17 protein-coding genes and 2 pseudogenes are annotated in these 24,997 nt (G+C 57.1%); 14 read left to right on the top strand and 5 right to left on the bottom strand.

All coding sequences use genetic code 11. The features are described from left to right. Nucleotides 1–398 precede the first annotated feature (398 nt). The 8 genes from arnB to AO388_RS11860 are packed head-to-tail and all read left to right on the top strand — an operon-like array spanning nucleotide 399 to nucleotide 9,222. Nucleotides 399–1,547: a UDP-4-amino-4-deoxy-L-arabinose aminotransferase gene (gene arnB, locus AO388_RS11895; protein WP_058396909.1), complete on the top strand. Its 1,149-nt coding sequence runs from the start codon at nucleotides 399–401 to the stop codon at nucleotides 1,545–1,547. Then, complete coding sequence (gene arnC / locus AO388_RS11890; RefSeq protein ID WP_058416506.1) at nucleotides 1,544–2,557, top strand: undecaprenyl-phosphate 4-deoxy-4-formamido-L-arabinose transferase; 1,014 nt, start codon at nucleotides 1,544–1,546, stop codon at nucleotides 2,555–2,557. Before arnB ends, arnC begins: the two co-directional genes overlap by 4 nt. Continuing rightward, the gene (gene arnA / locus AO388_RS11885; protein ID WP_058416505.1) at nucleotides 2,554–4,548 is read left to right on the top strand and encodes a bifunctional UDP-4-amino-4-deoxy-L-arabinose formyltransferase/UDP-glucuronic acid oxidase ArnA; all 1,995 of its coding nucleotides are present in this window, start codon (nucleotides 2,554–2,556) and stop codon (nucleotides 4,546–4,548) included. Before arnC ends, arnA begins: the two co-directional genes overlap by 4 nt. Continuing rightward, on the top strand, nucleotides 4,548–5,429 hold the full coding sequence (gene arnD, locus AO388_RS11880; protein ID WP_054081100.1) for a 4-deoxy-4-formamido-L-arabinose-phosphoundecaprenol deformylase: 882 nt from the start codon (nucleotides 4,548–4,550) through the stop codon (nucleotides 5,427–5,429). The genes arnA and arnD overlap by 1 nt, the downstream gene beginning before the upstream one ends. Beyond that, nucleotides 5,429–7,078 carry a lipid IV(A) 4-amino-4-deoxy-L-arabinosyltransferase gene (gene arnT / locus AO388_RS11875; protein WP_058416504.1) on the top strand — a complete coding sequence of 550 codons (1,650 nt, stop codon included), beginning with the start codon at nucleotides 5,429–5,431 and terminating at the stop codon, nucleotides 7,076–7,078. The genes arnD and arnT overlap by 1 nt, the downstream gene beginning before the upstream one ends. Then, on the top strand, nucleotides 7,075–7,419 hold the full coding sequence (gene arnE / locus AO388_RS11870) for a 4-amino-4-deoxy-L-arabinose-phosphoundecaprenol flippase subunit ArnE (protein WP_058416503.1): 345 nt from the start codon (nucleotides 7,075–7,077) through the stop codon (nucleotides 7,417–7,419). The genes arnT and arnE overlap by 4 nt, the downstream gene beginning before the upstream one ends. A gap of 26 nt (nucleotides 7,420–7,445) precedes the next feature. After that, complete coding sequence (arnF, locus tag AO388_RS11865; RefSeq protein WP_003435329.1) at nucleotides 7,446–7,850, top strand: 4-amino-4-deoxy-L-arabinose-phosphoundecaprenol flippase subunit ArnF; 405 nt, start codon at nucleotides 7,446–7,448, stop codon at nucleotides 7,848–7,850. Then, nucleotides 7,828–9,222, top strand: a complete 1,395-nt coding sequence (locus AO388_RS11860) for a UDP-glucose dehydrogenase family protein (protein ID WP_003435331.1) — start codon at nucleotides 7,828–7,830, stop codon at nucleotides 9,220–9,222. Before arnF ends, AO388_RS11860 begins: the two co-directional genes overlap by 23 nt. 33 nt (nucleotides 9,223–9,255) lie before the next feature. On the opposite strand, the gene AO388_RS11855 is transcribed toward AO388_RS11860, so the two are convergent. Further along, nucleotides 9,256–10,743 (bottom strand): ArnT family glycosyltransferase, encoded by a 1,488-nt coding sequence (locus tag AO388_RS11855; RefSeq protein ID WP_058416502.1) that lies wholly within the window; start codon nucleotides 10,741–10,743, stop codon nucleotides 9,256–9,258. 328 nt (nucleotides 10,744–11,071) lie between these two features. Between AO388_RS11855 and AO388_RS11850 the strand changes: the two are divergent. Next, nucleotides 11,072–13,002, top strand: a pseudogene (locus AO388_RS11850) (LTA synthase family protein). 117 nt (nucleotides 13,003–13,119) lie between these two features. Here AO388_RS11850 and AO388_RS11845 read toward each other — a convergent pair. Then, nucleotides 13,120–13,794, bottom strand: coding sequence for a histidine phosphatase family protein (locus AO388_RS11845; protein WP_223272540.1), 675 nt, complete (start codon nucleotides 13,792–13,794; stop codon nucleotides 13,120–13,122). A 258-nt stretch (nucleotides 13,795–14,052) separates the two neighbouring features. On the opposite strand from AO388_RS11845, the gene AO388_RS11840 reads away from it, so the two are divergent. After that, nucleotides 14,053–14,856, top strand: a complete 804-nt coding sequence (locus AO388_RS11840; protein ID WP_003370920.1) for a phosphatase PAP2 family protein — start codon at nucleotides 14,053–14,055, stop codon at nucleotides 14,854–14,856. Here the strand turns inward: AO388_RS11840 and AO388_RS11835 are convergent. Next, nucleotides 14,849–16,150: a sensor histidine kinase gene (locus AO388_RS11835; protein ID WP_054080937.1), complete on the bottom strand. Its 1,302-nt coding sequence runs from the start codon at nucleotides 16,148–16,150 to the stop codon at nucleotides 14,849–14,851. The two genes, AO388_RS11840 and AO388_RS11835, sit on opposite strands and share 8 nt — an antisense overlap. 292 nt (nucleotides 16,151–16,442) lie before the next feature. Between AO388_RS11835 and AO388_RS11830 the strand changes: the two genes are divergently transcribed. The 4 genes and pseudogenes from AO388_RS11830 (at nucleotide 16,443) to AO388_RS11815 (ending at nucleotide 21,582) form a co-directional block, all read left to right on the top strand. After that, on the top strand, nucleotides 16,443–16,982 hold the full coding sequence (locus AO388_RS11830; protein WP_003370913.1) for a sigma-70 family RNA polymerase sigma factor: 540 nt from the start codon (nucleotides 16,443–16,445) through the stop codon (nucleotides 16,980–16,982). Between the two features lie 2 nt (nucleotides 16,983–16,984). Next, the gene (locus AO388_RS11825; RefSeq protein ID WP_003370911.1) at nucleotides 16,985–17,965 is read left to right on the top strand and encodes a FecR domain-containing protein; all 981 of its coding nucleotides are present in this window, start codon (nucleotides 16,985–16,987) and stop codon (nucleotides 17,963–17,965) included. 63 nt (nucleotides 17,966–18,028) lie between these two features. After that, nucleotides 18,029–20,498, top strand: a pseudogene (locus tag AO388_RS11820) (TonB-dependent siderophore receptor). Between the two features lie 4 nt (nucleotides 20,499–20,502). Continuing rightward, complete coding sequence (locus tag AO388_RS11815; RefSeq protein WP_058416500.1) at nucleotides 20,503–21,582, top strand: YncE family protein; 1,080 nt, start codon at nucleotides 20,503–20,505, stop codon at nucleotides 21,580–21,582. Nucleotides 21,583–21,854: 272 nt separating this feature from the next. Here the strand turns inward: AO388_RS11815 and AO388_RS11810 are convergent, their stop codons facing one another. Beyond that, nucleotides 21,855–22,874: a hypothetical protein gene (locus AO388_RS11810; RefSeq protein ID WP_054080941.1), complete on the bottom strand. Its 1,020-nt coding sequence runs from the start codon at nucleotides 22,872–22,874 to the stop codon at nucleotides 21,855–21,857. A 431-nt stretch (nucleotides 22,875–23,305) separates the two neighbouring features. Further along, nucleotides 23,306–24,910, bottom strand: a complete 1,605-nt coding sequence (locus AO388_RS11805) for a hybrid sensor histidine kinase/response regulator (protein ID WP_044308042.1) — start codon at nucleotides 24,908–24,910, stop codon at nucleotides 23,306–23,308. Nucleotides 24,911–24,997 lie beyond the last annotated feature (87 nt).

The raw sequence follows: 24,997 nt of genomic DNA, 5'->3' as shown, positions 1-24,997 counted from the left end.
TCAGGTTCGACCCTGTTAAAAAACGCGAAACCCATTTCGCGGTCATGAAACCTTCATTAAAAAATCCTGCAACTGCAACACACTTCATCCGCTTTAACTTTCCATGATTATCATGAACAAGCTGAACTAAAGCTGTCTGTTCATGACGAGCTCGATGAAACCTGAACGCCAGATTAATAATTCTACATGGACGCATAACGACATTGTCGGCCGTTTGAGTTTCCCCCTACTCTATGCTTCGAAAGCCTGCCAGGCGATACAAAAAAGCAACGGCATCTGGACATTATTTTTACAATTGAACGCCTAAGTTCACGGCACTCACGCACCCTGTATTTGCGCACTCGTCGTGTGACTTTTTTATGTTCGGCCCTGCTGCGTCAATCGGAGAGTCTCTGTAAATGAGTCAAACTTTTCTTGCCTTTTCACGGCCGTCCATTGGCGATGAAGAAATTGCTGCGGTAACGCGCGTGCTGCGTTCCGGATGGATCACCACCGGCCCGGAATGTCAGAAGCTGGAGGAAGAGTTCGCCGAACGGGTCGGCGCGCAACATGCAGTTGCACTGTCTTCGGCCACCGGAGCGATGCACATTGCGCTGCTGGCGCTGGGTGTAGGGCCTGGCGATGAAGTGATTACACCATCGCAAACCTGGGTGTCGACAGCCAACATGATCTGCCTGCTGGGGGCCACTCCGGTGTTTGTCGATGTTGACCGTGACACCCTGATGACCAGCGCCGCGCTGATAGAGCAAGCCATCACCCCCCGGACCAAAGCGATCGTGCCGGTGCATTACGCAGGCGCCGCATTCGATCTCGATCCGCTGTATGCGCTCGCCGAACGGCACGGCATCACCGTGATCGAGGATGCTGCACATGCCGTTGGCACCGGTTACCAGGGACGTCCGGTCGGCCAGCAAGGCACTGCGATCTTCTCTTTTCACGCAATCAAGAACATGACCTGTGCCGAAGGCGCGATGCTGGTCACCGACAATGCACGGCTGGCTGATCGGGTGCGTCAGCTTAAATTCCATGGTCTGGGTGTCGATGCCTACGACCGCCTGACCCTGGGTCGCAAGCCTCAGGCCGAGGTCATGGAGCCTGGCTTCAAATACAACCTGGCCGACATGAATGCGAGCATTGCGCGGGTGCAGTTGCAGCGTCTTGACGCCATCAATGCACAGCGCCAGACACTCGCCAGCCATTACCTCGATCGACTGGCCAACAGCCCCGTTCTGCCTCTCGCCCTGCCCCGGCATGCCCAGCAACATGCCTGGCACCTGTTCATTCTGCGCATCGACCCCGAGCGCTGCGGGCTGAATCGCGACGCCTTCATGAAGGCCTTGCAAGCGCAAAACATCGGCACCGGCATCCACTTCATCGCGACTCACCTGCACAGCTATTACCGCAAGCGTTTCCCGAACGTCCGTCTGCCGGACACTGAATGGAATTCATCAAGGCTGTGCTCCATCCCCCTGTTCCCCGACATGACCCTCGATGATGTCGAGCGGGTGGTCGGTGCCATTGAATCGACCGTGGAATCCAGCCATTGAAACCGTATCCCATCAAGTTCGTGTCGATCGTCATCCCGGTCTACAACGAACAACAAAGCCTGCCAGAGTTGTTGCGCCGTACTGAAGCGGCCTGCGAACAGCTCAACCACCGATTCGAAATCGTGCTGGTCGACGATGGCAGCCGCGACGACTCGACAGACATCCTCCAGCGGGCTGCCGGACGCGCCGACAGCCCGTTCGTCGCGGTGATCCTGAATCGAAACTACGGTCAGCACGCCGCCATTATGGCCGGATTCGAGCAGTGCCAGGGCGACGTGGTCATCACCCTCGATGCCGATCTGCAGAATCCTCCCGAGGAAATCCCTCGCCTGGTGAAGCTCGCTGAACAAGGGTACGACGTAGTCGGCACGGTGCGTGGCAATCGTCAGGACTCCGCCTGGCGACGCTGGCCATCGAAACTCATCAACCTGGCCGTGCAGCGTTCCACCGGCGTGGCCATGAACGATTACGGCTGCATGCTGCGCGCATACCGACGCACGATTGTCGATGCCATGCTCGCCTGCCGGGAGCGCAGCACGTTCATTCCTATTCTGGCGAACAGCTTCGCGCGACACACCACCGAGGTGCTGGTCGACCACGCCGAACGCGAGCACGGCGACTCCAAATACAGCCCGATGCGCCTGATCAACCTCATGTTCGACCTGATCACCTGCATGACCACCACGCCCCTGCGCCTGCTCAGCATCATCGGTTTCAGCATGGCGTTGCTCGGTGTCTTGTTCGCGGCGCTGCTGATCGTTCTGCGCCTGATCTTCGGCGCGTCATGGGCCGGGGACGGCATGTTCGTCCTGTTTGCCGTGTTGTTCGTGTTCACCGGAGGGCAGTTCATCGGTATGGGACTGCTGGGTGAGTACCTGGGCCGGATGTACAGCGACGTGCGTGCGCGTCCGCGCTTCTTCATCGAGAAAGTCGTGCGCAGCTCGTCCCGAGTGGCCACCGACAGCGTTGATTCCCCTGTAACTCCCTATATGAACAAGGTCGCGCCATGAGCATTAAAGCTGTCGTTTTCGCGTATCACGATATTGGCTGTGTCGGTCTGCAAGCGTTGCTGGATGCAGGCTATGAGATTGCCGCAGTGTTCACCCATGCCGACGACCCCAGGGAAAAAACCTTTTTTGGTTCTGTGGCCCAGATGTGCGCCCGGCACGGCATTACGGTGCATGCCCCCGAGGACCCGAATCACCCGCTGTGGGTGGAGCGCATCGGCAAACTGGCCCCGGACTTCATTTTCTCCTTTTACTATCGCCAGCTCCTCGGCGATTCGTTGCTGGCCTGCGCGAAAAAGGCCGCGCTGAACCTGCACGGCTCGCTGCTCCCGCGTTATCGCGGCCGCGCGCCGGCCAACTGGGTGCTGGTCAACGGCGAAAGTGAAACCGGCGTGACCCTGCATCAGATGGTCAAACGCGCGGATGCCGGGCCGATAGTCGCCCAGCAGCGGGTTTCGATCAGTGCCACCGATACCGCCTTGACGCTGCATGGCAAATTGCGTGATGCCGCCGCTGACCTGCTTTGCGAAACACTGCCCCTGCTGGCGGCAGAAGGGCAACTGCCAGCTACGCCTCAGGATGAATCCCGTGCAACGTATTTCGGTCGGCGTACCCCGGCTGACGGTTTGATCGACTGGTCGCTGCCAGCCACCCAGCTCTACAACCTGATCCGCGCAGTCACGCAGCCCTACCCTGGCGCATTCTGCCCGGTAGGCGAGAACAAGTTGATTGTCTGGGCTGCCAATGCCGAGGCAGGCAATAACGCCGAAGCACCCGGCACGGTCATCAGCCACGACCCGTTACGTATTGCCTGTGGCGAGGGTTCGCTGGTCATCACCGCAGGGCAGCGCGGCGACAGCGGCTTGTACCTCAGTGGTGCACAACTGGCGCGCGAATTCGGGCTTGTAGCAGGCTCGCAACTGCTCGATAAGGCACAGCGCCGGTCGATCCGTCGTACCCGTGTGCTGATCCTCGGCGTCAACGGTTTCATCGGCAACCACCTGTCCGAGCGTCTGCTGCAGGATGACCGTTACGAAATCTACGGCATGGATATCGGCTCGGACGCCATCGAGCGCCTGCGCGCCAAGCCGAACTTTCATTTCATCGAAGGTGACATCAGCATCCACACCGAGTGGATCGAATACCACATCAAGAAATGCGACGTTGTGCTGCCACTGGTGGCCATCGCCACGCCGATTGAATACACGCGCAATCCACTGCGGGTTTTCGAGCTGGATTTCGAAGAGAACCTGAAGATCGTCCGCTACTGCGTGAAGTACAACAAGCGCGTGATTTTTCCGTCCACCTCCGAAGTCTATGGCATGTGCCAGGACGCAAACTTCAACGAAGACACTTCCAACCTGATCGTTGGCCCGATCAACAAGCAGCGCTGGATCTACTCGGTGTCCAAGCAGCTACTGGACCGGGTGATCTGGGCCTATGGCCAGAAAGGCCTGCAATTCACTCTGTTTCGTCCGTTCAACTGGATGGGACCGCGTCTGGACCGCCTGGATTCGGCGCGCATCGGCAGCTCGCGGGCCATCACTCAGTTGATCCTGCACCTGGTCGAAGGCACGCCCATTCGCCTGGTGGACGGCGGCGCCCAGAAGCGCTGCTTCACGGATGTCGTCGACGGCATCGAGGCGCTGGCGCGGATCATCGAAAACCGCGATGAGCGCTGTAACGGACAAATCATCAACATCGGCAACCCCGATAACGAAGCCAGCATCCGTCAGTTGGGTGAAGAGTTGCTTCGCCAGTTCGAAGCCCATCCGTTGCGCGGCCATTTTCCGCCTTTCGCGGGCTTCCGCGAAGTCGAAAGCCAGTCCTTCTATGGCAAGGGCTATCAGGACGTCAGCCACCGCACGCCGAGCATCGACAACGCTAAAAAACTGATTGGCTGGACACCGGGTATCGAGCTGAGCGAAACCATCGGCAAAACACTGGATTTCTTCCTGCGCGAAGCCATGGCTGAAAAAGCGGACCAGTGCTGATGCAGGCAGGCCTGAGAATCGATGTCGACACTTACCGAGGCACCCGTGAGGGCGTGCCAAGGCTGCTGGACATACTCGACGAAGCGCAGGTCAAGGCGACCTTCTTTTTCAGTGTCGGCCCCGACAACATGGGACGCCACCTGTGGCGCTTGGTAAGGCCCACGTTCTTCTGGAAGATGCTGCGCTCCAGGGCGGCGAGCCTGTATGGCTGGGATATTCTGCTGGCCGGTACCGCATGGCCGGGCAAACCGATTGGCCGGGACCTTGGCCCACTGATGCGCCGCGCGCTGGATGCAGGCCACGAAATAGGCCTGCATGCGTGGGATCACCATGGCTGGCAAGCGAATGCCGGACACTGGAGCGACCGACAGTTGACCGCCCAGATACACCGTGGGGTCGATTGCCTGAGCGACATCCTCGGCCAGCCGGTGGTGTGCTCTGCGGCAGCAGGCTGGCGCGCCGACCAGCGCGTCGTGCAGGCCAAAGAAGCGTTTGGCTTTCGTTACAACAGTGATTGCCGTGGCGTCAGTCTGTTTCGCCCGTTGCTGGCGGATGGAAGTGTCGGTACCGCTCAGGTTCCGGTGGACTTGCCGACCTTCGATGAAGTCGTCGGCCCGCACCTGCAGCCGGATGCGTTCAACGACTACATTCTCGGCCGTTTTGCCGCACGCAGACTCAATGTCTACACCCTCCACGCCGAAGTGGAAGGAATCATCATGGCCGACGGTTTCAGGCAGCTGTTAAAGCGCGCCAATACCCAGGGCATCCACTTCGCACCGTTGGGCGATCTGCTGCCAGGTGCCATTGAACGGCTGCCTTCCGGGCATATCGTTCGCGGTCACCTGCCCGGCCGCGATGGCTGGCTGGGGGTGCAGCAGTGATGCACGTCAGGCACCGTCATCTTGCGCTGCTGTTATTGGCGTTCGTGCTGGCTTATCTGCTGCCCCTGGGCTTTCACGGCCTGTGGATTCCCGATGAAACCCGCTATGCGCAGATCAGCCAGGAAATGCTCCACAGTGGCAACTGGGTCGTACCGCACTTCATGGGATTGCGTTACTTCGAAAAACCGGTTGCCGGTTACTGGCTGATTGCACTGGGGCAGCAGGTTTTTGGCGAAAACCTGTTCGGCGTGCGCATTGTGTCGGCACTGGCCAGCGGCTTGAGCGTGCTGTTGGCCTATTTGCTGGCCGGCAAGATCTGGAACGACCCGCGCAAGCAGTTCGCCAGCGCCTTGCTGTTCATGAGCTTCGGCTTTGTCGCGGGCCAGGCCGGTTACGCCAATCTCGATCCGCAATTCACCTTCTGGACCAACGTGACACTGCTGGCATTCTGGTACGCCGTGCACAGCGTCGGTCGAGCGCGTCTGGCGGCATGGGCGGTAGTCGGCGTGGCCTGCGGGATGGGGTTCATGACCAAGGGCTTTCTCGCCTGGGCACTGCCCGTCATCATCACCCTGCCTTATATGCTGTGGCAGCGGCGCCTGGCCGAGCTGCTCAGATTCGGCCCGCTCGCGGTACTGATTGCCGTCGCCGTCTGCCTGCCGTGGGCGCTGGCGATCCACCAGCAAGCGCCCGACTACTGGCGTTACTTCTTCTGGCACGAGCATATTCACCGCTTTGCCGGGGACAATGCGCAGCATGCCCAGCCCTGGTGGTTCTATGTGCCCCTGCTCGTGGCGGCCTGTTTGCCGTGGGCACTGCTGCTGCCGGTAACACTGAAGCAGGCATGGCAACAAAAAAGCCGCCCTGACATTGCCTTTTTGCTGCTGTGGCTGCTGCTGCCGCTGGCGTTTTTGAGCCTGAGCAAAGGCAAACTGCCGACCTACATACTGCCGTGCCTGCTGCCGTTGGCACTGCTGATGGCCAATGCTCTGGTCGACCGCCTTGATAAAGGTCACAGCACTGCGTTGCGCACGAATGGATTAGTCAACGCGACCGTCAGCTTTGTCGGGCTTGTGGCGTTGATCTACCTGCAACTCAAGCAGCCCGTCTACGAAAACGAACCGATGCATCTGTCACTGGCGGTCATCGTGCTTCTCGGATGGACATTTGCCAACGCGCTGCAAGGCTTGCGTCCACTGACGTTCTGGACCATGCCGGCGCTGGGCAGTTGGCTGCTGATCGCATTGCTACCCGCTGCGCTGCCAAACGATGTGATCAATAACAAGACTCCCGACCCGTTCGTGGTCAGGCACCAGGTCGAACTGGCGGACTGCACGCATCTGCTGAGCAACGATCTGGGCGCGGCCTCGGCACTGGCGTGGCGCCTGAAACGGCCTGATGTTGCGCTGTTCAACACCTGGGGCGAGCTGGAATACGGGCTGGGCTATCCCGATGTGCAGGGTCGCGAAGTCCGCCTGCAGGACATCGATGCCTGGATGAAGAACGCCCGCAGCCAAGGCCGGGTCGGCGTCATCATGCGCGGCAAGAGCGATGAGGAGCTGAAAGAGCTCGAAAGTCTTCCCAAGGATGGTCAGCGCTATGACGAAGGCAACCTGGCCATCCTCATTTACGAGAAATCGGCATCGTGACCTGGCTGATGCTGGCGTGTGCATGCCTGCTGACCTGTCTGGGCCAGATCGCTCAGAAGTACGCAGTACAAGACTGGCGTGGCGCATTTCCCGGCGCGTTTACAGCGCTGCGTTCGATATGGCTGTGGCTGGCGGTGGCCTGCCTTGGAGCGGGCCTGCTTATATGGCTGCTGGTGTTGCAACGCCTGGACGTTGGCATCGCCTATCCGATGCTGGGTATTAATTTCGTGCTGATCACGCTGGCAGGTCGCTATCTGTTCGATGAGCCGGTTGACGCACAGCACTGGCTGGGTATTGCGCTGATTCTTGTCGGGGTATTTCAGCTGGGGCGTCAGGCGTGACGCGCTGCCGGGCAACCCTGTGCGCCATGGCCAGTGTGGCACTGGTCAGCGCAGCGCAACTGGGCATGCGTTGGAGCATGAGCCGCCTGCCCTCGCCCGCTCAATGGCTCGAACTGCACAATCCGACGCAGCTCGATCTCCGTGCACTGATGGTCGTTTGCGCCTCGATCACCGCTTATGCGCTCTCCATGTTTTTCTGGCTACTGGCCCTGCGGGGCTTGCCCCTGAGCCGTGCCTATTCGCTGCTCAGTATCAGCTACGCGCTGGTTTATATGCTCGCCGCAGCGCTGCCGTTTTTCCACGAGACGTTCACGGTATCGAAAACTGTGGGTGTCACCCTGATCGTGGCAGGTGTCTTGACCATCAACCTCCGGCGCATGTGCGACCCATCACCTCAGGATCTTTCCCATGAAAATCAGCGTTTTCGGTAGCGGATATGTCGGCCTGGTACAAGCGACCGTGCTCGCCGAAGTCGGCCACGATGTGGTCTGCATGGACATTGATCAGGCCAAGATCGATCAGTTGCGCCTGGGCCAGGTGCATATCTACGAGCCTGGCCTGGCCAACCTGGTGCGTGAAAATCTGGATCAGCAGCGTCTGAACTTCACTACCGACGGGCAACTGGCGGTGGAGCATGCCGAGGTCCTGTTCATCGCGGTCGGCACGCCCTCTCGAGACGATGGTTCAGCTGACCTGAGCGGCTTTTTCGCGGTGGGCGAAGCTATCGCCCGGCATCGACGCGAACCACTGATCATCGTCGAGAAATCCACCGTACCGGTCGGCAGTGGCGACGCCTTGCGCAGCCACATCGACAAGGCGCTGCGTCAGGCGGGCCGGCTGTTGCAGTTCGATATCGTCTCCAACCCGGAATTTCTCAAGGAGGGCTCGGCGGTCAACGATTGCCGGCGCCCGGACCGTATCGTCATCGGCTGCGAAAATGAAGCGGTGCGCAACGTCATGCGCGAGCTGTATGCGCCGTTCAACCGCAATCATGAGCGGATCATGTTCATGGACCTGCGCAGCGCCGAACTGACCAAGTACGCCGCCAACTGCATGCTGGCGACCAAAATCAGCTTTATCAACCAGATCGCCGAGCTGGCAGAACATCTGGGCGCAGACGTCGAGTCCGTGCGGCTGGGCATCGGTGCCGACTCACGTATTGGTTACGACTTCATCTACCCCGGTTGCGGCTATGGCGGCTCATGCTTCGGCAAGGACATCCGTGCGTTGATACACAGCGCCAGAGAGGCGCATTGCTCCAACGACCTGCTGTCGGTGGTCGAGGCCATCAACGAACGACAGAAGAACAAACTGTTCGAGCGGGTCAACGCGTTCTATCAGGGCGACCTGCGCGGCAAGACCTTTGCCCTGTGGGGCCTGGCATTCAAGCCCAACACCGACGACATGCGCGATGCCCCCAGCCGCGTGCTCATGGAAGCGCTGTGGGACGCGGGGGCCAGCGTGCGCGCGTTCGACCCCGAAGCCATGCAGGAAACCCAGCGCCTCTATGGTCATCGCAAGGATCTGATTCTCATGGGGACGCCAGAATCAGCGCTCAACGAGGCTGATGCATTGATCGTCTGCACCGAATGGCAGCAGTTCAAAGCTCCGGATTTCGAGTTGATCCAGCAGCGCCTGAACGCCCCGGTCATCTTCGACGGACGCAATCTTTATGACACCGAACGACTGGCAAAACGCGGCTTTCACTACTTCCCCATCGGTCGCGGTGAGTCGTGCGATCTGCCGATCCCGCAGAAGCAGTGGATACCGCATGATCAAGTGGCGAGCAGTCAGGCCGTATAACAAACCTGCGACGCTCGCCGTGCAGAGTGGCTGTCAGTAACTGACAGCCACTCTCAGCGGTGCCTGACTGACGAAATAGTAGATACGATCCCCGACCTTTACGCTGTCAACAATCCGCAGAGGCGGTTCGGGTGGCTGCATGCTTTCCATCACAGCGACATTGCCGTCAGCGCTGGTAAGAAAACCAGTCAATTCAGCGTTGCTAGCGAGTGTTTTCAGCAGGCTCTGACTATAGAACACGCTGGCCCCCGCCAGCCGTTCGCTGGGCTGGAATAAGGCAACCTGCCGTCCCTGCACCTGCAGGTTATGGACTTTGTCGGTCAATGGCAGAAATGACAACTGCCTGTCGGCGTATGGCGCGAGCCATAGGGCTGCACTTAGATAGCTCGCTACAACCAGCACAACGCCTGCGGCCATGAGCGCCTTTCCATTTCTCATGATAGACGCCGCAAAAAATGAGCGCCCCGACCGAGCCTGCAATCGCTCACCCAGAACAAAAGCATATTCCGCAGCAATCACTGCCGCCGCAGGTGCCAGCGACATCAGATAAACCATGCGTTTACTGGAGGCCAGCGACAACAACAGGAACTGCGCGCCCAGCCACAGGGCGAAGAACAGCAGATAACGATTGGCCATTAACTGCTTTCGAAAATGCCACAGCCCCAGATAAACCAGGATATTCCACGGCAAGAATGCCTCAGGCAGTTTTGTCAGGTAATAATAGGCAGGTTCGTAATGACCCGCCTCTTCGAACGAACCACTGAAGCGTCCAACGCTGTTGGTCCACAGCACGTCCTTCACTGATTGCGTGCCACCCTGTCCGTACAGGAAACACAGCCACACGAGCAGCGGAATCAGGGCCACAAGGGTGAGCATTGCCGGGCGCAACCAGTGAGCAATAACAATGCGTTTGTTCTGCACTGACTCGCAAACAAGCCAGGCGAAAATCACCACGCCCGGCATTGCCAGCCCCAGCACGCCCTTGCTCAGGGTCGCCAGTGTGATACCCAGCATGAACAGCAACCAGGGCCCGGTAGAGAGCCCATCACTACGCAGGCGATTACTGGCATGGAAGAATGCCAACAAAGCGGTGGTTACCCCCAACGCCAGCAAGGCATCCTCGCCCACTTGCCGCGAATTGCTCCAGAAGCTGGCCTGGGTCGCCAGCATGAAAGCAGCCACCCAGGCCACGGATGCCGGCCGCCCGAAACGTCGCAGCATGCTGTAAAGCAGCAACACGCTGAGCAGACCCGCGCAGGCAGAAGCCAGTCTTACCGCCCATGGGGCAGGACCGAACACCTGAATAGCCGCCGCATCCAGCCAGACACTCATCGGCGGCTTTTCCAGAAAAGGCTGGTCGTTCAGTTTCGGCGTAATCCAATTGCCACTCAGGTGCATTTCCATGGCAATGCCAGCCACGCGTGGCTCCGTCGAATTTTGCAACTGGTGATTTCCCAGTGCGAGAAAAAACAGCAAGACACCCAGCAGTAACAGCAACGGCGAACGCACACGAGAAGTCATCAAGGGAGATACCGGTTTGACGAGAAAGAGGATACCGACAGGCAACAGGACGACAAATTATAAACAGTGAGTTGTTGAATAATTGTTGAACAGCTCTTAAACATTTTTTTCACGCCTGCGCAACCAAATACTCACCCTTGTGTATAAATAATTGGCTAACACTCATTAATAGAGCGTGCAGGATGCACTGTCTTTCCGCGTGTGTTTATGATTACAGAAATTTGACAACGCGAAAAACTCTTCTACTTTCATGACGCAGCAGTAGACGCTGATGCTCAACATATTTCACCCTGAAATTTCAGATTTTTCCCGTCCAAGGAATTGACAAATGCGGATTTATTCAACAGCCCCAGCCCGATTCTTGCTGCTGGCGACTGGTACATGGCTGATCATTTTCTTTCTGACACGCCTTTTTTTATTTTCGACTCATATGGATCAAGCAGGAACGCAGTTTTCGCGACTTTCGCAACAGGACTTCTCTACGACCTTGCCTTCCTGAGCTACGCTGCAGTCCCTCTGGGCATTTACGTCTTCCTCTGCCCGCCGGTGTTGTGGCGTGCCCGCGGGCACCGCTGGTTCCTTCAAGGGGTCATGACGATAAGTATATTCGTCATGCTGTTTGTATCGGTCGCCGAATGGCTGTTCTGGGATGAGTTCGGGGTGAGGTTCAACTTTATCGCGGTGGACTACCTGGTCTATTCCGATGAAGTACTCAATAACATTCTCGAATCCTACCCTGTTGGTAAACTGCTCGGCATTCTGGCGCTGGTTGCTATCGTCGTTAGCCTGCTGATCAGTCGAGCAGTAGCCGCAGCAGTGAAAGCGGCCCTGCCGTCCTATCGTGGTCGTCTTGCCGCCAGTGCATTATTGCTATTGTTCGCGGGTATCAGCCTGCAATGGGTCGATCAGGACACACCACGCGGTATGGGTGGCAATGCCTATCAGCGGGAACTCGCCAGTAACGGGCCTTATCAGTTTTTTGCCGCGTTCCGCAACAATGAACTGGACTATCAACAGTTCTACGCCACCCTCCCCGATGCTCAGGTCGCCGGTCAAATGCGCCAGGAGCTTGCCGAGCCCGACAGCCAGTTCACTGGCAACGACCCTCTGGATATTCGACGGTCGATCAACAACCCGGGAACGCCACGCACGCCTAACATCGTACTGGTCACCATCGAAAGTCTCAGTGCCAAATACCTGGGCAGCAATGGAGACACACGCAACCTGACGCCCAACCTCGATGCGCTACGCAAACAGGGTCTTTACTTCAACAACTTCTACGCCACAGGTACACGCACCGACCGTGGTCTGGAGGCCATAACCCTTTCCATTCCGCCCACGCCAGGGCGCTCGGTGGTCAAGCGCGTGGGTCGCGAAAGTGGTTTTGCCAGCCTGGGTCAGCAGTTGGCCCATGTGGGCTATGACAGCGTTTTCGTTTATGGCGGGCGTGGTTACTTCGACAACATGAATGCTTTTTTCAGCGGCAACGGTTATCGCGTCGTTGATCAGAGCAGCGTCAAGGAAGAGGACATTCACTTCAAGAATGCCTGGGGCATGGCTGACGAAGACCTTTATCGTCAGGCGCTGAACCTGGCGGATGCCGATTTTGCGGCAAAAAAACCGTTCCTGCTGCAACTCATGACGACGTCCAACCATCGCCCTTATACGTATCCCGAAGGACGTATCGACATCCCGTCGGGTAACGGCCGTGATGGCGCAGTGAAATATACCGATTACGCCATTGGCAAGTTCCTGGCGGACGCGCGCCAGAAACCATGGTTCGACAACACAATATTCGTCTTCGTCGCTGACCACACCGCGGGCAGCGCCGGAAAGGAAGACCTGCCTATCGATAACTATGCTATCCCGCTGTTCATCTACGCCCCCAAGCTGATCCAGCCGGCAGAAATATCCCGTCTGGCCAGTCAGATCGACTTGGCGCCCACCTTGCTGGGTTTGTTGAACCTGGACTATCAATCGACGTTCTTCGGCCGCAACCTGTTTCTGGACACCTCGTTGCCACCTCGCGTGGTAGTCGGCAATTACCAGCACCTGGGCCTGTTTGACGGCAACAACCTTGCGATCCTCAGCCCCCGCCAGGGTCTGCGTCGTCACGACAATGCGCCGGGAGAAAGTGTCGAAAGCAAGGCGACCAGCGATGATCCATTGATCGCTCGTGCCATCGCCTATTACCAGGTTGCCAGTTACGGGTTCAAACACAAGTTGCTCGGCTGGAAGCCTGAAAACGCCAAGCCATAGCCGTAACGCAACATCGCCGCCTATAGAGGGCAAGCCACGACTTGCCCTCTATCCGAGCAGACCCTCTTCGATGCGCCGCCCTCAGTCACTACTAAGTTTCACTGCGTACCTGGCAACTCAGCGGCTTTTCTGCTGCGCCAGTTGCGTCCAGTCCTCCGGGTTTATAATTCCCCGGATAACGGGTTTACCCTGGCTGTCGAGCGAAATGAAAAGCGCACTGTCGTACTCGCTGGTGGCTGCATGAGGATACCCATGCAGGCTTTCCAACTGACCAATACAACCGCTGTGCGTCACCAGAATCAGATTTCGATTCAGAGACTTGTGCGCCATGACTTCATTCAGCATCTTCTCATCACAGTTGTACAACCATTCCTGGGCCTCCATCGGATGGCCAAACATGGCTTGTGCGGTCTGGGCGGTGCGGGTCAAAGGGCTGGTTATTACATCGGTGTGTGCAAGCCCGAGTTCGCTGAACGACCGGCCGACATCTGTCGAAACGGAACTGCCGTAGCGAGTGATGCCGTCGTTTGCACCAAGGCACTCGTTGCTGGAGCGGTCGCAGCGTTCGCCGTGGCGAACCAGTACCATCACATCACCTTTCTTCCAGCTGGCATACAAACCGGACATGGCCAGATTCTCGCCCTGAACAAGCCGAACTGGCGAGCGCGGCCAATAGGTGTAACCCGTCAACACAAGCAAAGAAATCACAATGGCGGCCGCCATCAGAACAACATTTACCCTGCCGCCCAGAAGCGAAGATGCCCTGAACGCGGATTTACCATAACTTTTCATCAAGTTGCCCCGCATGCCTGCCTGTTCAATGGACAACCGAACACGCTGACTCTGTCCTTTAAGGCCGCCAGCTTGATCAAGGACAGGTCATCGTCGGGTCAATGACATGTGAAAAAAATGCCAAAGCTGAATGAAACGGTTTTCATGAAAGTCCTGCTAGGAATTGAACAGGCCGCTACGTATATTCTGCCTCGCAGAAGACTTGGGCACATCGACCTGAACTCTCAAGCCACGCAAATGACTATGGAATAAAAAAGAGTGCAAAGCGAAAAATCAAGATTCTATGCTTGGAACTTCGGCGTGCCGGTGGCAATAGCGCTGCTGACCTTTTTCGTTTTTGATCTTACTTCGCTCGACGAAGCGATCAGCAACTGGCTTTACTACCCGCTTCAGGTATTTCCGTTTGAGCATGACCGCCTATTTGAAAATTTGACCCACCGCTGGCCCAGGATCATTCCCGACTGGACGGGAGAAGCCGCAGTGATCGGGCTGTTGCTTTCCTTTATATGGCCACTGCTGAAGCCCGGGCGCAATGACCGAATGATTGGCTTGCTGGAAACTGCTCGGGTAGCCCCATTGTTACGCTTCACTGCTCGTCACCGTCGCGACCTGCTATTTATCGTGGTCTCTTTCGCGGTGATCACCGGCATGATCCACTTTTTCAAAAGTCACACGAGCATTTACTGCCCTGTGGAAACCACTCTGTATGGCGGCACAATGGAGAAAAAGGAGTGGTTCGAAAACTTCAGCCTGTTCCATGAAGCAGGTGCAGGTCGTTGCTGGCCAGGAGGCCATGCTTCGGGGGGATTTACCATGGTGGCACTGTATTTCGTTGCACGCCGTTACTGCTGGCGCCATGCCAAGGCAATCCTCTACGCATCGACCGTACTGGGTGCAATCTACGGCACCACACGAGTTGTTCAGGGCTGGCATTTCATGTCCCACACATTCTGGGCTGGTGTGATTGTCTGGCTCAGTGCGCTGCTTACCGCGCTCGCCTTTTATGGCTGGCGGCAGTTGGCGCAACCGATTGAAACCACCCCGCATAAACCACTCAACTGACTCTGACGGGCTCGCTGTCCGCATCCTGCGGTTGCAGTTCCACACGGAAGCTGCAACCGCCAGGCAGGTTGCTTGATGTCACCTGCCATCGCTGATAGGCACAGATCCGATTAACCAGTGACAGCCCTACTCCCAGCCCTTCACCACGTTGTTCCTCACCCCGTACGAAGGGTCGGGACAACGCATTCTGCGTGTCGTCGGAAATACCCGAGCCGCTGTCCTCTACACAAAACCCGGTCTTGAACAGCGACAGCTTGATATACCCCGTATCGGTGTAATGCCAGGCATTACGCAGCAGATTCCCCATTACCGAATGCAACAGGGTCGCGTTGTAAGACGCACCTGCGTTCGCGCCAGGACTGAACATCAACTCCAGCCCTTTTTTTTCTATCGGCGTTCGCCATACCTCAATCAGCTCGCACGCCACTTCATGTACGGTTGCCCGGAGACCATTGCGCGCATGGGCTCCATTGTCCCTGGCCAGCATGAGAAATGTTTCAACGAGCTGGCGCATGTCGGACGTCGCCTGCGTGATACGCAAGACTTTCGCTCGCCCCAACTCATCCAGGCAGGGGCTCTCAAGCAGTAACTCACTGGACGAGGCAAGTACCATCAAAGGGGTACGCAACTCGTGACTGACATCACTGGTAAACAACTTCTCTCGGCCCAGTGCCGCTCGCAATTGCCCGAGCGTATGGTCAAAAGAAACAGCCAGCTCACCCACTTCATCATCGGCATAGTCCGGAGACAACGGCGGCGCAATAGACAACAGTTGATCACGGTGTCGAACCTGACGCGACAAACGCGCGACCGGAGCGATGACGCGTGTGGCGAGCACACGCCCAAGCAACACGGCAAGCAGCACGCTGAGCACAAAACCGACAAATACAATGGCCAGCAACATCCTTTCGCGCTTTTCGAAACCACTTTGATCTCGCAACAACACATAGCGACGGTCGGCGACGGTACTCACCAGCGCATAATACTCCTTGCCCTGACGGGTGATTTCCTGAAACCCCGGATGCAGATATTCCAGATCCTGCGGAACAGCCAAATCGCCTGCGCCTTCTTCGACGTAGAACAATTCCTCGCGCTCAGGCCGATGACTCCACTCATTGGTACTTTGCGCATTCAAGAGACGGTGCAGATCGTTTTCAAGATCAATGGTAATGAGCCTGGATTCAACGAAGTGCTCGGTCATGTAAATACCGATGCCAAACATGGCCGCCACAAATGCGCTCATCAGCGCAAACACCACCACAATGCGGCGTCTTAGGTTGGTTTTTATATTCATGGCTTACCAAAACGATACGTTTGTGCGTCACGCACAGGCGGGATATCGCGACGCTGGACACTTTACGCAACCGGTTCAAATCGACGATAGCTTATCGGTATAGCACGCAGGATCAGAATCTGCGACAGCGCCTGCCCACGTGCGGCGAGCGTATTGAGCGGCAACGCCAGAACACGCAAGCAGGGCATACGTCAGTCAACAAGACAATTGGCACGCTTGTTCTGTGCTTTATCAATGAGATTGTTTATTGTATGCGTATGATTCTCTATAACTTCGGAACGACTGCTTTCTCATGACCTGCTCAAGCGCTCCTGATCAGACCCGCATCGACGACCTTTATGCACAGCACTCCGGCTGGCTACGTCATTGGCTGACCCGGCGCTTTGGCAACTCGTTCAACACTGCCGACGTAGCGGACCTGACTCACGATACCTTCCTGCGCCTGTTGCTCAAGCCACGAGTATTCATGCTGCCCGGTGAAGCGCGGTCGTTCCTATGTACCGTTGCACGTGGCCTGTGCATCGATCAATGGCGCCGGGGGCAGATCGAGCAGGCATGGCTGACAGAGCTGGCAAACAGGCCCGAGAACCTACACCCCTCCCCCGAGTACGTCACCATTCTTCTCGAGACACTGCATGAAATCGACGCCATGCTGCGTGACTTGCCGCACAAGGCGCGAACCGCCTTTTTGCTGGCGCAACTGTCAGGCAACACTTACCGCGAGATTGCCGAACAGATTGGCACCAGCGAGCGCATGGTGAAAAAGTACATGGCACAGGTCATGTATCAGTGCATGGTGCGTGAACTGTCCGCACGTGCCGATGGGTGTTGACCATGAACAGTCCTCGCAGTGATCATTATGATGTTCTCCAGCAAGCTGCGGCATGGTATGCGCGTCTGGGTGCAGAGGATGCTGGCGATTCCGAGCGACGCAAGTGGCAGAATTGGCTGAGCCAGAACGAGGAACACCGCAAGGCCTGGGCACTGGTGGAGAAGATAGGTGGACGCTTCGCCCAGTTTCAGGATCCGCTAGAAAGAAATGGCGCTTACAAGGTTCTACAGTCCACCAGCTCTTCATCGATGAGCCGCCGTCAGACCCTTCTTTCAATGGGCGTTCTCGCACTGGGCGGGGCATTGGGCTGGCACCTGCTGAACAACGGTGAGAACGGCTCGCTGTTTGCTTCGATTCGGGCCGATTTATCCACCTCAACGGGCGAAACACGAGAGTTCACGCTGGCTGACGGCATCCGAATCTGGCTCAACACCGCCAGCGCATTGAACGTTACGGCCTCCCCTGATGTTCAAGCGTTGCAACTGCTGAAAGGCGAAGTGTTGATCGACGCTATCCGCTCGCGGAATAAGCGGACGCAGGTAAAGACCCTTAATGGAAAAGCGCAGGCATACGGCGCAGAATTCAGTGCACGGCTGCTGAATGATGACGCCACCTGCATCACGGTCTATTCAGGCGAGGTGTCGGTCATGGCAGCCGATCAAAGCTGCGATGTACATGCCGGGCAGCAGATAACCCTTTATGGGGATCGACTCGACGGCCCACAACCCGCTCCTGCCTCTGGCCGCGCGTGGACCTCCGGCATTCTGGTCGCTGAAGGTATGCCGCTCCTGCAGTTCGTCAATGAACTGTCCCGCTACCGGCATGGCTACCTTGCTTGTGACGAGAAGATTGCAGGGCTGCGAGTGGTCGGCACCTTTTCCATCAAAGATACAGACAGGGCACTGGCTGCCCTCGCGTCGGTACTGCCCGTGGCGATCAAGCGCACGCTGCCCTGGTGGGTCACTGTCGAGGCGCGGGCATAATTGCGCGGTCCTGATTTTTTTTGCACGCGGTGGTTCCCCTTTTGCCCTGCTCGTCCGGTGTAGATGAAAGCCAATATTTTTTCCTTTCATCAGCGTGGACGCCAGCACTATGCATTTCCATAAACGACGCCCGTTTTATCTCAGCCTGACGCCGCTGGCCATGATCATTCCATTGACGGTGGGCGGTGTAAGTGCATCGTGGGTCTCAACCGCCTCTGCCACCGATGCAAGCGCATTGACTCACCGGTTCAGCATCGAGAAAGGCCCACTCACCGGGCAACTCGTCCGTTTTGCCCAGCAGGCAGGTATCGAGTTGGCCGGAAATGCGGCGTATACCGACGGCAAGGTCGGACCGGGCCTTGACGGCAACTACTCGGTCACTGAAGGACTGACCGCATTGCTCGCAGGCAGCGGCATCTTTGCCGCGCAGCAAAGCAACGGCAGCTACACGCTGGTTGCCTCAGAGTCGATGGAGTTGCGCGCGATACAGGTTGAAGCCAACTCCGATCGCAGTACCAGCTACCAGCCAACCGGTACGAGTTCGATCCTGCACAGCGACAGGTCGACGCTGGAAGTGCCCCAGGTCGTGAACGTAGTCTCTGCACAAGTTCTGCGCGATCAGAAGCCGCGCAATCTGGACGATGCGCTGGCCAATACCAGTGGCATCACTCAGGGCAACACCCTGGCGGCGACGCAAGACACCTTGATGAAGCGTGGCTTTGGCGGCAATCGCGACGGTTCGATCATGCACAACGGAATGCCCATCGTTCAGGGACGTGGTCTGAGCGCTACTGCTGACAGCGTGGAAGTGCTCAAAGGTCCGGCATCGCTGCTTTACGGCATCATGGACCCAGGTGGCGTAGTCAACGTCGTCAGTAAACGCCCGCAGCTGGAGAGCTACAACGCAATCAGTGGTCGCGCCTCCGCCTATGCGCATGGCCGCGACGGTAGCGGTGGCAGCTTTGACAGCACCGGCGGGCTGGGCGACAGCCGTCTGGCTTATCGCATGGTGGTGGATTATGAAGACGAGGATTACTGGCGTAATTTCGGCACCCATCGCGAATCTCTGGTCGCGCCATCGCTTGCCTGGTACGGCGACAAGACACAAGTGGTGCTTTCATATGAGCACAGGGAATTTCTTTACCCTTTCGACCGCGGAACGGCACTGGACCCGCGTACCAACCACCCGCTGGATATTCCCAGAACACGGCGCCTGGACGAACCGTTCAATGAAATGGAAGGTCGCTCGGACCTCACGCAACTGAGCGTCGACCATCAGTTCAACGACAACTGGAAATCTCATTTCGGCTACAGCTGGAACCGTGAAACCTACGATGCCAACCAATTGCGGATCAATGCCATCAATGCCGCCACGGGCGCAGTGACGCGCAGTAACGATGCAACCCATGGTGCTGTGAGCGCCGACAGTTTTGCAATTGCCGACCTGGAAGGCACCTTTCAGATCGCAGGCTTCCAGAATGACTTGCAGGTTGGCGTCGATGATGAGAAACGCAAAATCTTCCGCTCGGACCTGCTGCGTCAAACAGCGCGGTCCAGCTTCAATTATCTGAACCCTGTCTATGGCCGGGAATCCCCGTCCAGCACCGTATCGGCCAGCGACAGTGACCAGACCGATAAACTGCGCGCCACCTCGTTATTTGCTCAGGACTCGTTCCACCTCAACGAACAGTGGATTCTGGTGGCCGGTGCGCGCTACCAAACCTACGATCAAATAGCCGGACGCGGTCGCCCCTTTGTGGCAAACACCAATATCAATGGGCAGAAATGGCTGCCGCGCGGTGGCGTCGTCTACAAATACAACGATGTGCTGTCGTTCTACGGCAGCTACACGCAATCACTGAAACCCAGCTCAACCATTGCGCCGTTAAGCAGTGGCGTGGTCATTGACTCTGCCGTGCTGCCTGAGCAAGCCAGGTCCTACGAACTGGGTGCCAAACTGGACATTCCGGGACGCATTACGGCTACCGCAGCGGTCTTCGATATTCGCAAGAAAAACATTCTGGTCTCCCAGTTCAACGATGCGACCAAGCTCACCGACTGGCGGACATCCGGAGAAGCCCGCTCGCGAGGCATAGAACTGGACGTGGCTGGAGAATTGACCGATCGCTGGAGCGTGATCAGCAGCTTTGCACTACTGGATGCGAAGATCACCAAGGACCCGCTCTACAAGGGCAACGAGCTGTGGAACGTCGCCCGGCGCACAGCGGCAGTGTCTGCGGTATACGACTGGGGCAGCATTATCGGCGGCGGTGACCGCTTGCGCACCGGCGCTGGCGCACATTACGTCGGAGAGCGCCCGGGAGACTCTGCCAACTCATTCGAACTGCCCGCCTACACCGTGGCGGATGCCTTCGCGTCTTACGATACAAAAGTCGATGAGCACAAGCTCAACATTCAGTTCAACGTCAAGAACCTGTTTGACCGCACGTATTACACCTCCAGCGCCAACCGTTACTTCGTGTCCGTTGGTGATGCGCGGCAGTTCATTCTTTCCACCACTCTGGAGTTTTAAGCCGATGATGTCGTTGATCAGGTGGCTCAAGGTGACGGGATTACAGATTTTTGCCAGTGTGTTCACGCTGCTGGCACCTCTTTCGGTTCAGGCGGATGACTCGCTGCTGTACACCACCCGCGCAGCAACCGTGCTGCCAGGCGCTGGCTACAGTTGGGGGTTCGCGGCATTGCAGCCGGCACAGCCTCATTTGTACATCGCACGCCGCGAGAACGGTTTATCCGTGTTCGACGTCGAACGGCAGGTTTTGATCAAGACCCTGGACAACTCGACCGGTGCCAATGCCGTTGCCTTTGCACCTGAGCACAATCACGCCTATGTCGCCAACATGGACGGTACATTAGGCATCGTCGCGCTGGACCGCATGACCGTACAAAACCGGCTCAAACTGGACTCAGGCAACCTGAACAATGTCATCTACGATCCCGGGCATCAGCGAGTGATCGTTACCAGCGGCCGTCGCGGCGACCACTCCACACTGTATTTCATCGACACACGTACCGACGCACTCGTGGGTTCCCGGCAGGTTCCGGCACAGAAACTCGACGCGCCGATCATCCTCGGCGACGGCACGCTGATAGTGCCGATGCGTGACGAGAATCAAGTGGCCGTTCTTTCAGGCCAACTGCTGGAGAAACATCAGTACTGGACGTTCGAGGGCTGCAACAAACCCAGCGCGGTCGCCGCCGATGAATCGCGACAACGTCTGTTCATTGCCTGTCGTGGCGCAAGCCCTCAGTTAATTATTGCCGACTTGATGACCGGCAAACGCCTCGCAGCATTGCCCACCACCCGCGCTGTCAACAGCATGGCGTACGACCGCCAAAACGATCGCCTGTTGATACCCAGTGGTGCAGATGCCAGTCTGACCGTGGTGGCACGTGACCCGGACGGGCAGTATCGGACCAAAGGAAGTGTCAGCACCCGTTTGTGGGCGCACAACATGACGTTTGATTCTGCACGCTCACAAGCGTACTTGCTAAGTGCCGAATTCACCCAGCCTGAGCCCACTGCCGAACAGCCAAAGCCCGACCCGATATTCCACCGGGACACCTTCACAGTAACAACCCTTAAAACCCAGTGAATATAGACTTGGCAACATCAATGGCACAGGTGCCACCGTTGAGATTGAATATATATCCCGCCGCAGGCTGTTAGAGTATTTGCTCTTTGAAAGTTGCACTGTTACGCAAGCTGTAGAGCCGCACGATGATAAGGTAAAAAATTGAGGGATGGACTTTACCAACGTGTTGTCGAAGCGGATCGGCACTGACACGATATCGAATGGCTGAAATAAAAACGGGGAGCGATCAACGCTCCCCGTCTGATACTTCAGTCCAGTCTTGTTGCGTTGGTTCAGATCGCAGCGACAACTTTGGCTGGCGGCTGAGTACGACGACCCAGTACACCGGCGCCCGCTGCTACCAGACCCGAGATCACCAAAGTGATCAACAGAATCCAGGCACCTTGCGAAACGCGCTTGGCAGTCACTTCAGCTGCTTCACGGGCTTTCTGTTCTGCCTGAGCTTTCAGTTCCTGATACTTGGCATAAGCCTGACGATAGCTGGCCTGCGCCTGATCGACGATCTGATTGGCTTCGGCATCAGTCTTGTTGCCGCGCGCCTTGATCAGATTGACCAGCGCCTGACGATCAGCCGCATCCCAAGCCTGGTCGCCTTTGGCTTTGATGCGATCCATCAGACCGCTCAATTGCTCGTCAGCTTGCTGAGGATTCTGTGCGCTCTGCTTGGCAGTATTCTGCGCATCCTGCTGAGTCGCTTGAGCTTCCTGCTTGACATTGTCCGGGTTCAGCTCGGGCTTGCCGGTCTGACGCATGGCCGTTTCGATTTCGCCCTGGATATCGTCCAGATTGAAATCAATGCCCTGAGCGCGCAATTGATCCTGAATCTTGCTGCCAACGGCCGGAGCCACCTGTGCGATACCGCTGCCCAGGGCCGACATGCCGCTACCTGCCAGATTGAGGCCACCGCGTACTACGCCGGTCACTGCACTGGAGACCAGATAAACAGTGATAAGCGATACAGTCGCCCACACCAGCAGGCCATGAAACGCGCCTTCGCGCTGCGCGAGACGTCCCGCGGCCCAGCCGCCGACGAACAGCGAGATCACCGAGCTTACAACGACCCAGATACCTGCGCCCGTACCCATACCGGACAGTGGATTGGCTTCCTGCATGGGATCGATACTGGCACTTCCGATTGCCGTACCCAGCAGGTTCAGCAACAGCGACACAACCATGGCCAGAACAACACCGGCCAGAATCGCACTCCAGGAGATTCGTTTAAGCAGCGGAGCCGCTGCATGAGTTTCGTGGTACACAGGGGCACCTGGGGCGATACGGTCGTCGCGAATCATAGTCATAGTCCTTTGAGTCATTGGCAGTGAACGCACAAATGTGTGACGTACCCATCAATGACCCAGACGACGTTCAAGAAGTTTAAAACTTTTATAGACTTTTTTTCAGGCTGTACAAAGCACAATAGAACAGTATTGTTAATGACGCACAGCAACGGAACGTAACCTTCGCCCGATGCTCCAAGCGCTTTACACACTTACCGTTTCATTAGGCTGTTTGCTCTAATTATTGAAGTTGTCTGACGTCTGCTAATAACAGACGAGAATTAACCTGTTGCCAACTTTTAACTGTCGATACTCACTGGATATACGCAACTCTGCAGGAATGCGCGCAGGTATCGTAATAAAGACAGCGCCGTGCACCGTGCGCCAAAAAGCATGAAGGCCCGACTGAGAACAGTCAGGCCTTCGCAGGTGCATTGCCAGTGCCGTCAGGCGATACCGTTAGGCCCGTCAAGAACCTGCCTGACCTTCCTGGCGAGGTCCTGCGGCATACAGGGCTTGGACACCACCTCAAACTCTGAGCCGCCAATGTCGGTTCGCTCGATCGAGCTCTCAGCGTAGCCGGTGGTCAGCAGCACCTTGACCTTGGGGTACCTGCGCCTGACTTCCCGCGCGAGCATTACCCCGTTCATGCCGCCCGGCATGATCAGGTCGGTGAACAACAGGTCATACGTGCTGCCGGCCTCGAAGCGCTTCAGTGCCTCACGGGCGTTGAGGACGATTTCCGACACATAGCCGTAATCATCCAGCACCATCTTCGCCAGTTCGGCCACGTCAGGACGGTCTTCCACGATCAGAATGCGCTCGGAGCTGCCAATGCGCCTTTCCGAAGCTTTCGGCGGATCGTTTTTACTCAGTACCGCCTCGTCTACCGGGAAATACAAGCGCAGCGTAGTACCGACACCTTCTTCGGTATAAATACGCGCCGCGCCGCCCGACTGTTTGGCAAAGCCGTAGACCATCGAAAGACCGAGCCCGGAACCCTTGCCTTCTTCCTTGGTGGTAAAAAACGGGTCCATTACCCGATCACGGATACTCGCGGGCATGCCGATGCCATTGTCCGTCACCGCAATAGAAACATAACGCCCCGGCAACAGACCGTCATAGGACATATTGGCCAGCTCATCGACGACCAGATTGCGGGTTTCGATGAATATCTTGGGGTTGGGCCTGCCAATCAGCGCGTCCCGGGCGTTGATGAAAATATTCAGCAAGGCAACTTCTGCCTGGGTCGGGTCAATGCGGCAGTTTTTCAGTGCCGGATCCAGATCGGTTTCGATCACCACTTCCGGTCCAAAAGTACGCTCGATCAACGGCTCCGTCGTGGAGACCAGGCCATTGAGATTGAGGACTCGCCCCTGCAGCTTCTGTTTGCGGGCAAACGCCAGCAATTGCTTGGTCAATGTGCTGGCGCGTTCAACAGCAGACTTGGCGTGATGAACACTGCGCTGGACACGCTGCACGTCAATGGAGGGTTTCTCTGCCGCACTGCCGATCAAGTCGATATAACCGCCCATCACTTGCAGCAGGTTATTGAAGTCGTGCGCGATGCCACCGGTAAGCTGCCCCAAGGCCTCCATCTTCTGTGCCTGACGCAATGCCTCTTCGGCATCTCGACGACGGCTGATGTCCAGCTGCGACGCAAAGAAATAGATCAGGTCACCCGCGTCGTTATAGACCGGAGAAATAAACAGGGCATTCCAGAACGTTGAACCGTCCTTACGGTAGTTGAGAATCTCAGTGGAGATATCGACGCGTTCATCGATTGCATCGCGAATGGATTTCACCACCGCCCGATCAGTGTCCGGCCCTTGAAGAAACCGGCAGTTGCTACCGATGATTTCTTCTGACGCATAACCGGTCATTTCCAGAAATGCACGGTTGGCAAAAATGATGGGGTTGTCGGGGCGATTGGGGTCCGTCACGATCATCGGCATCCGTGTCGTTTCTACCGCTGCGAAAAAGATATCCTTTCCCTGATGCTTGATATCTCCCGTCGCCGCATTGTCGACTCGGGCTTTATTTTCCGACACTCCAGAAACTCCACGACTGTTTATTGGGCTAGTGCGAATGCTCTCTCTAATGGCTAGGACTGGCGAAGCCTGAAAGGGTTCTCGCTG

This window comes from Pseudomonas sp. ICMP 10191, from assembly GCF_001467335.1.
Classification (GTDB): Bacteria; Pseudomonadota; Gammaproteobacteria; order Pseudomonadales; family Pseudomonadaceae; genus Aquipseudomonas; species Aquipseudomonas cerasi.
Note: the sequence above shows the minus strand (reverse complement) of the source record. Positions and strands in the feature narration are given on the sequence as shown.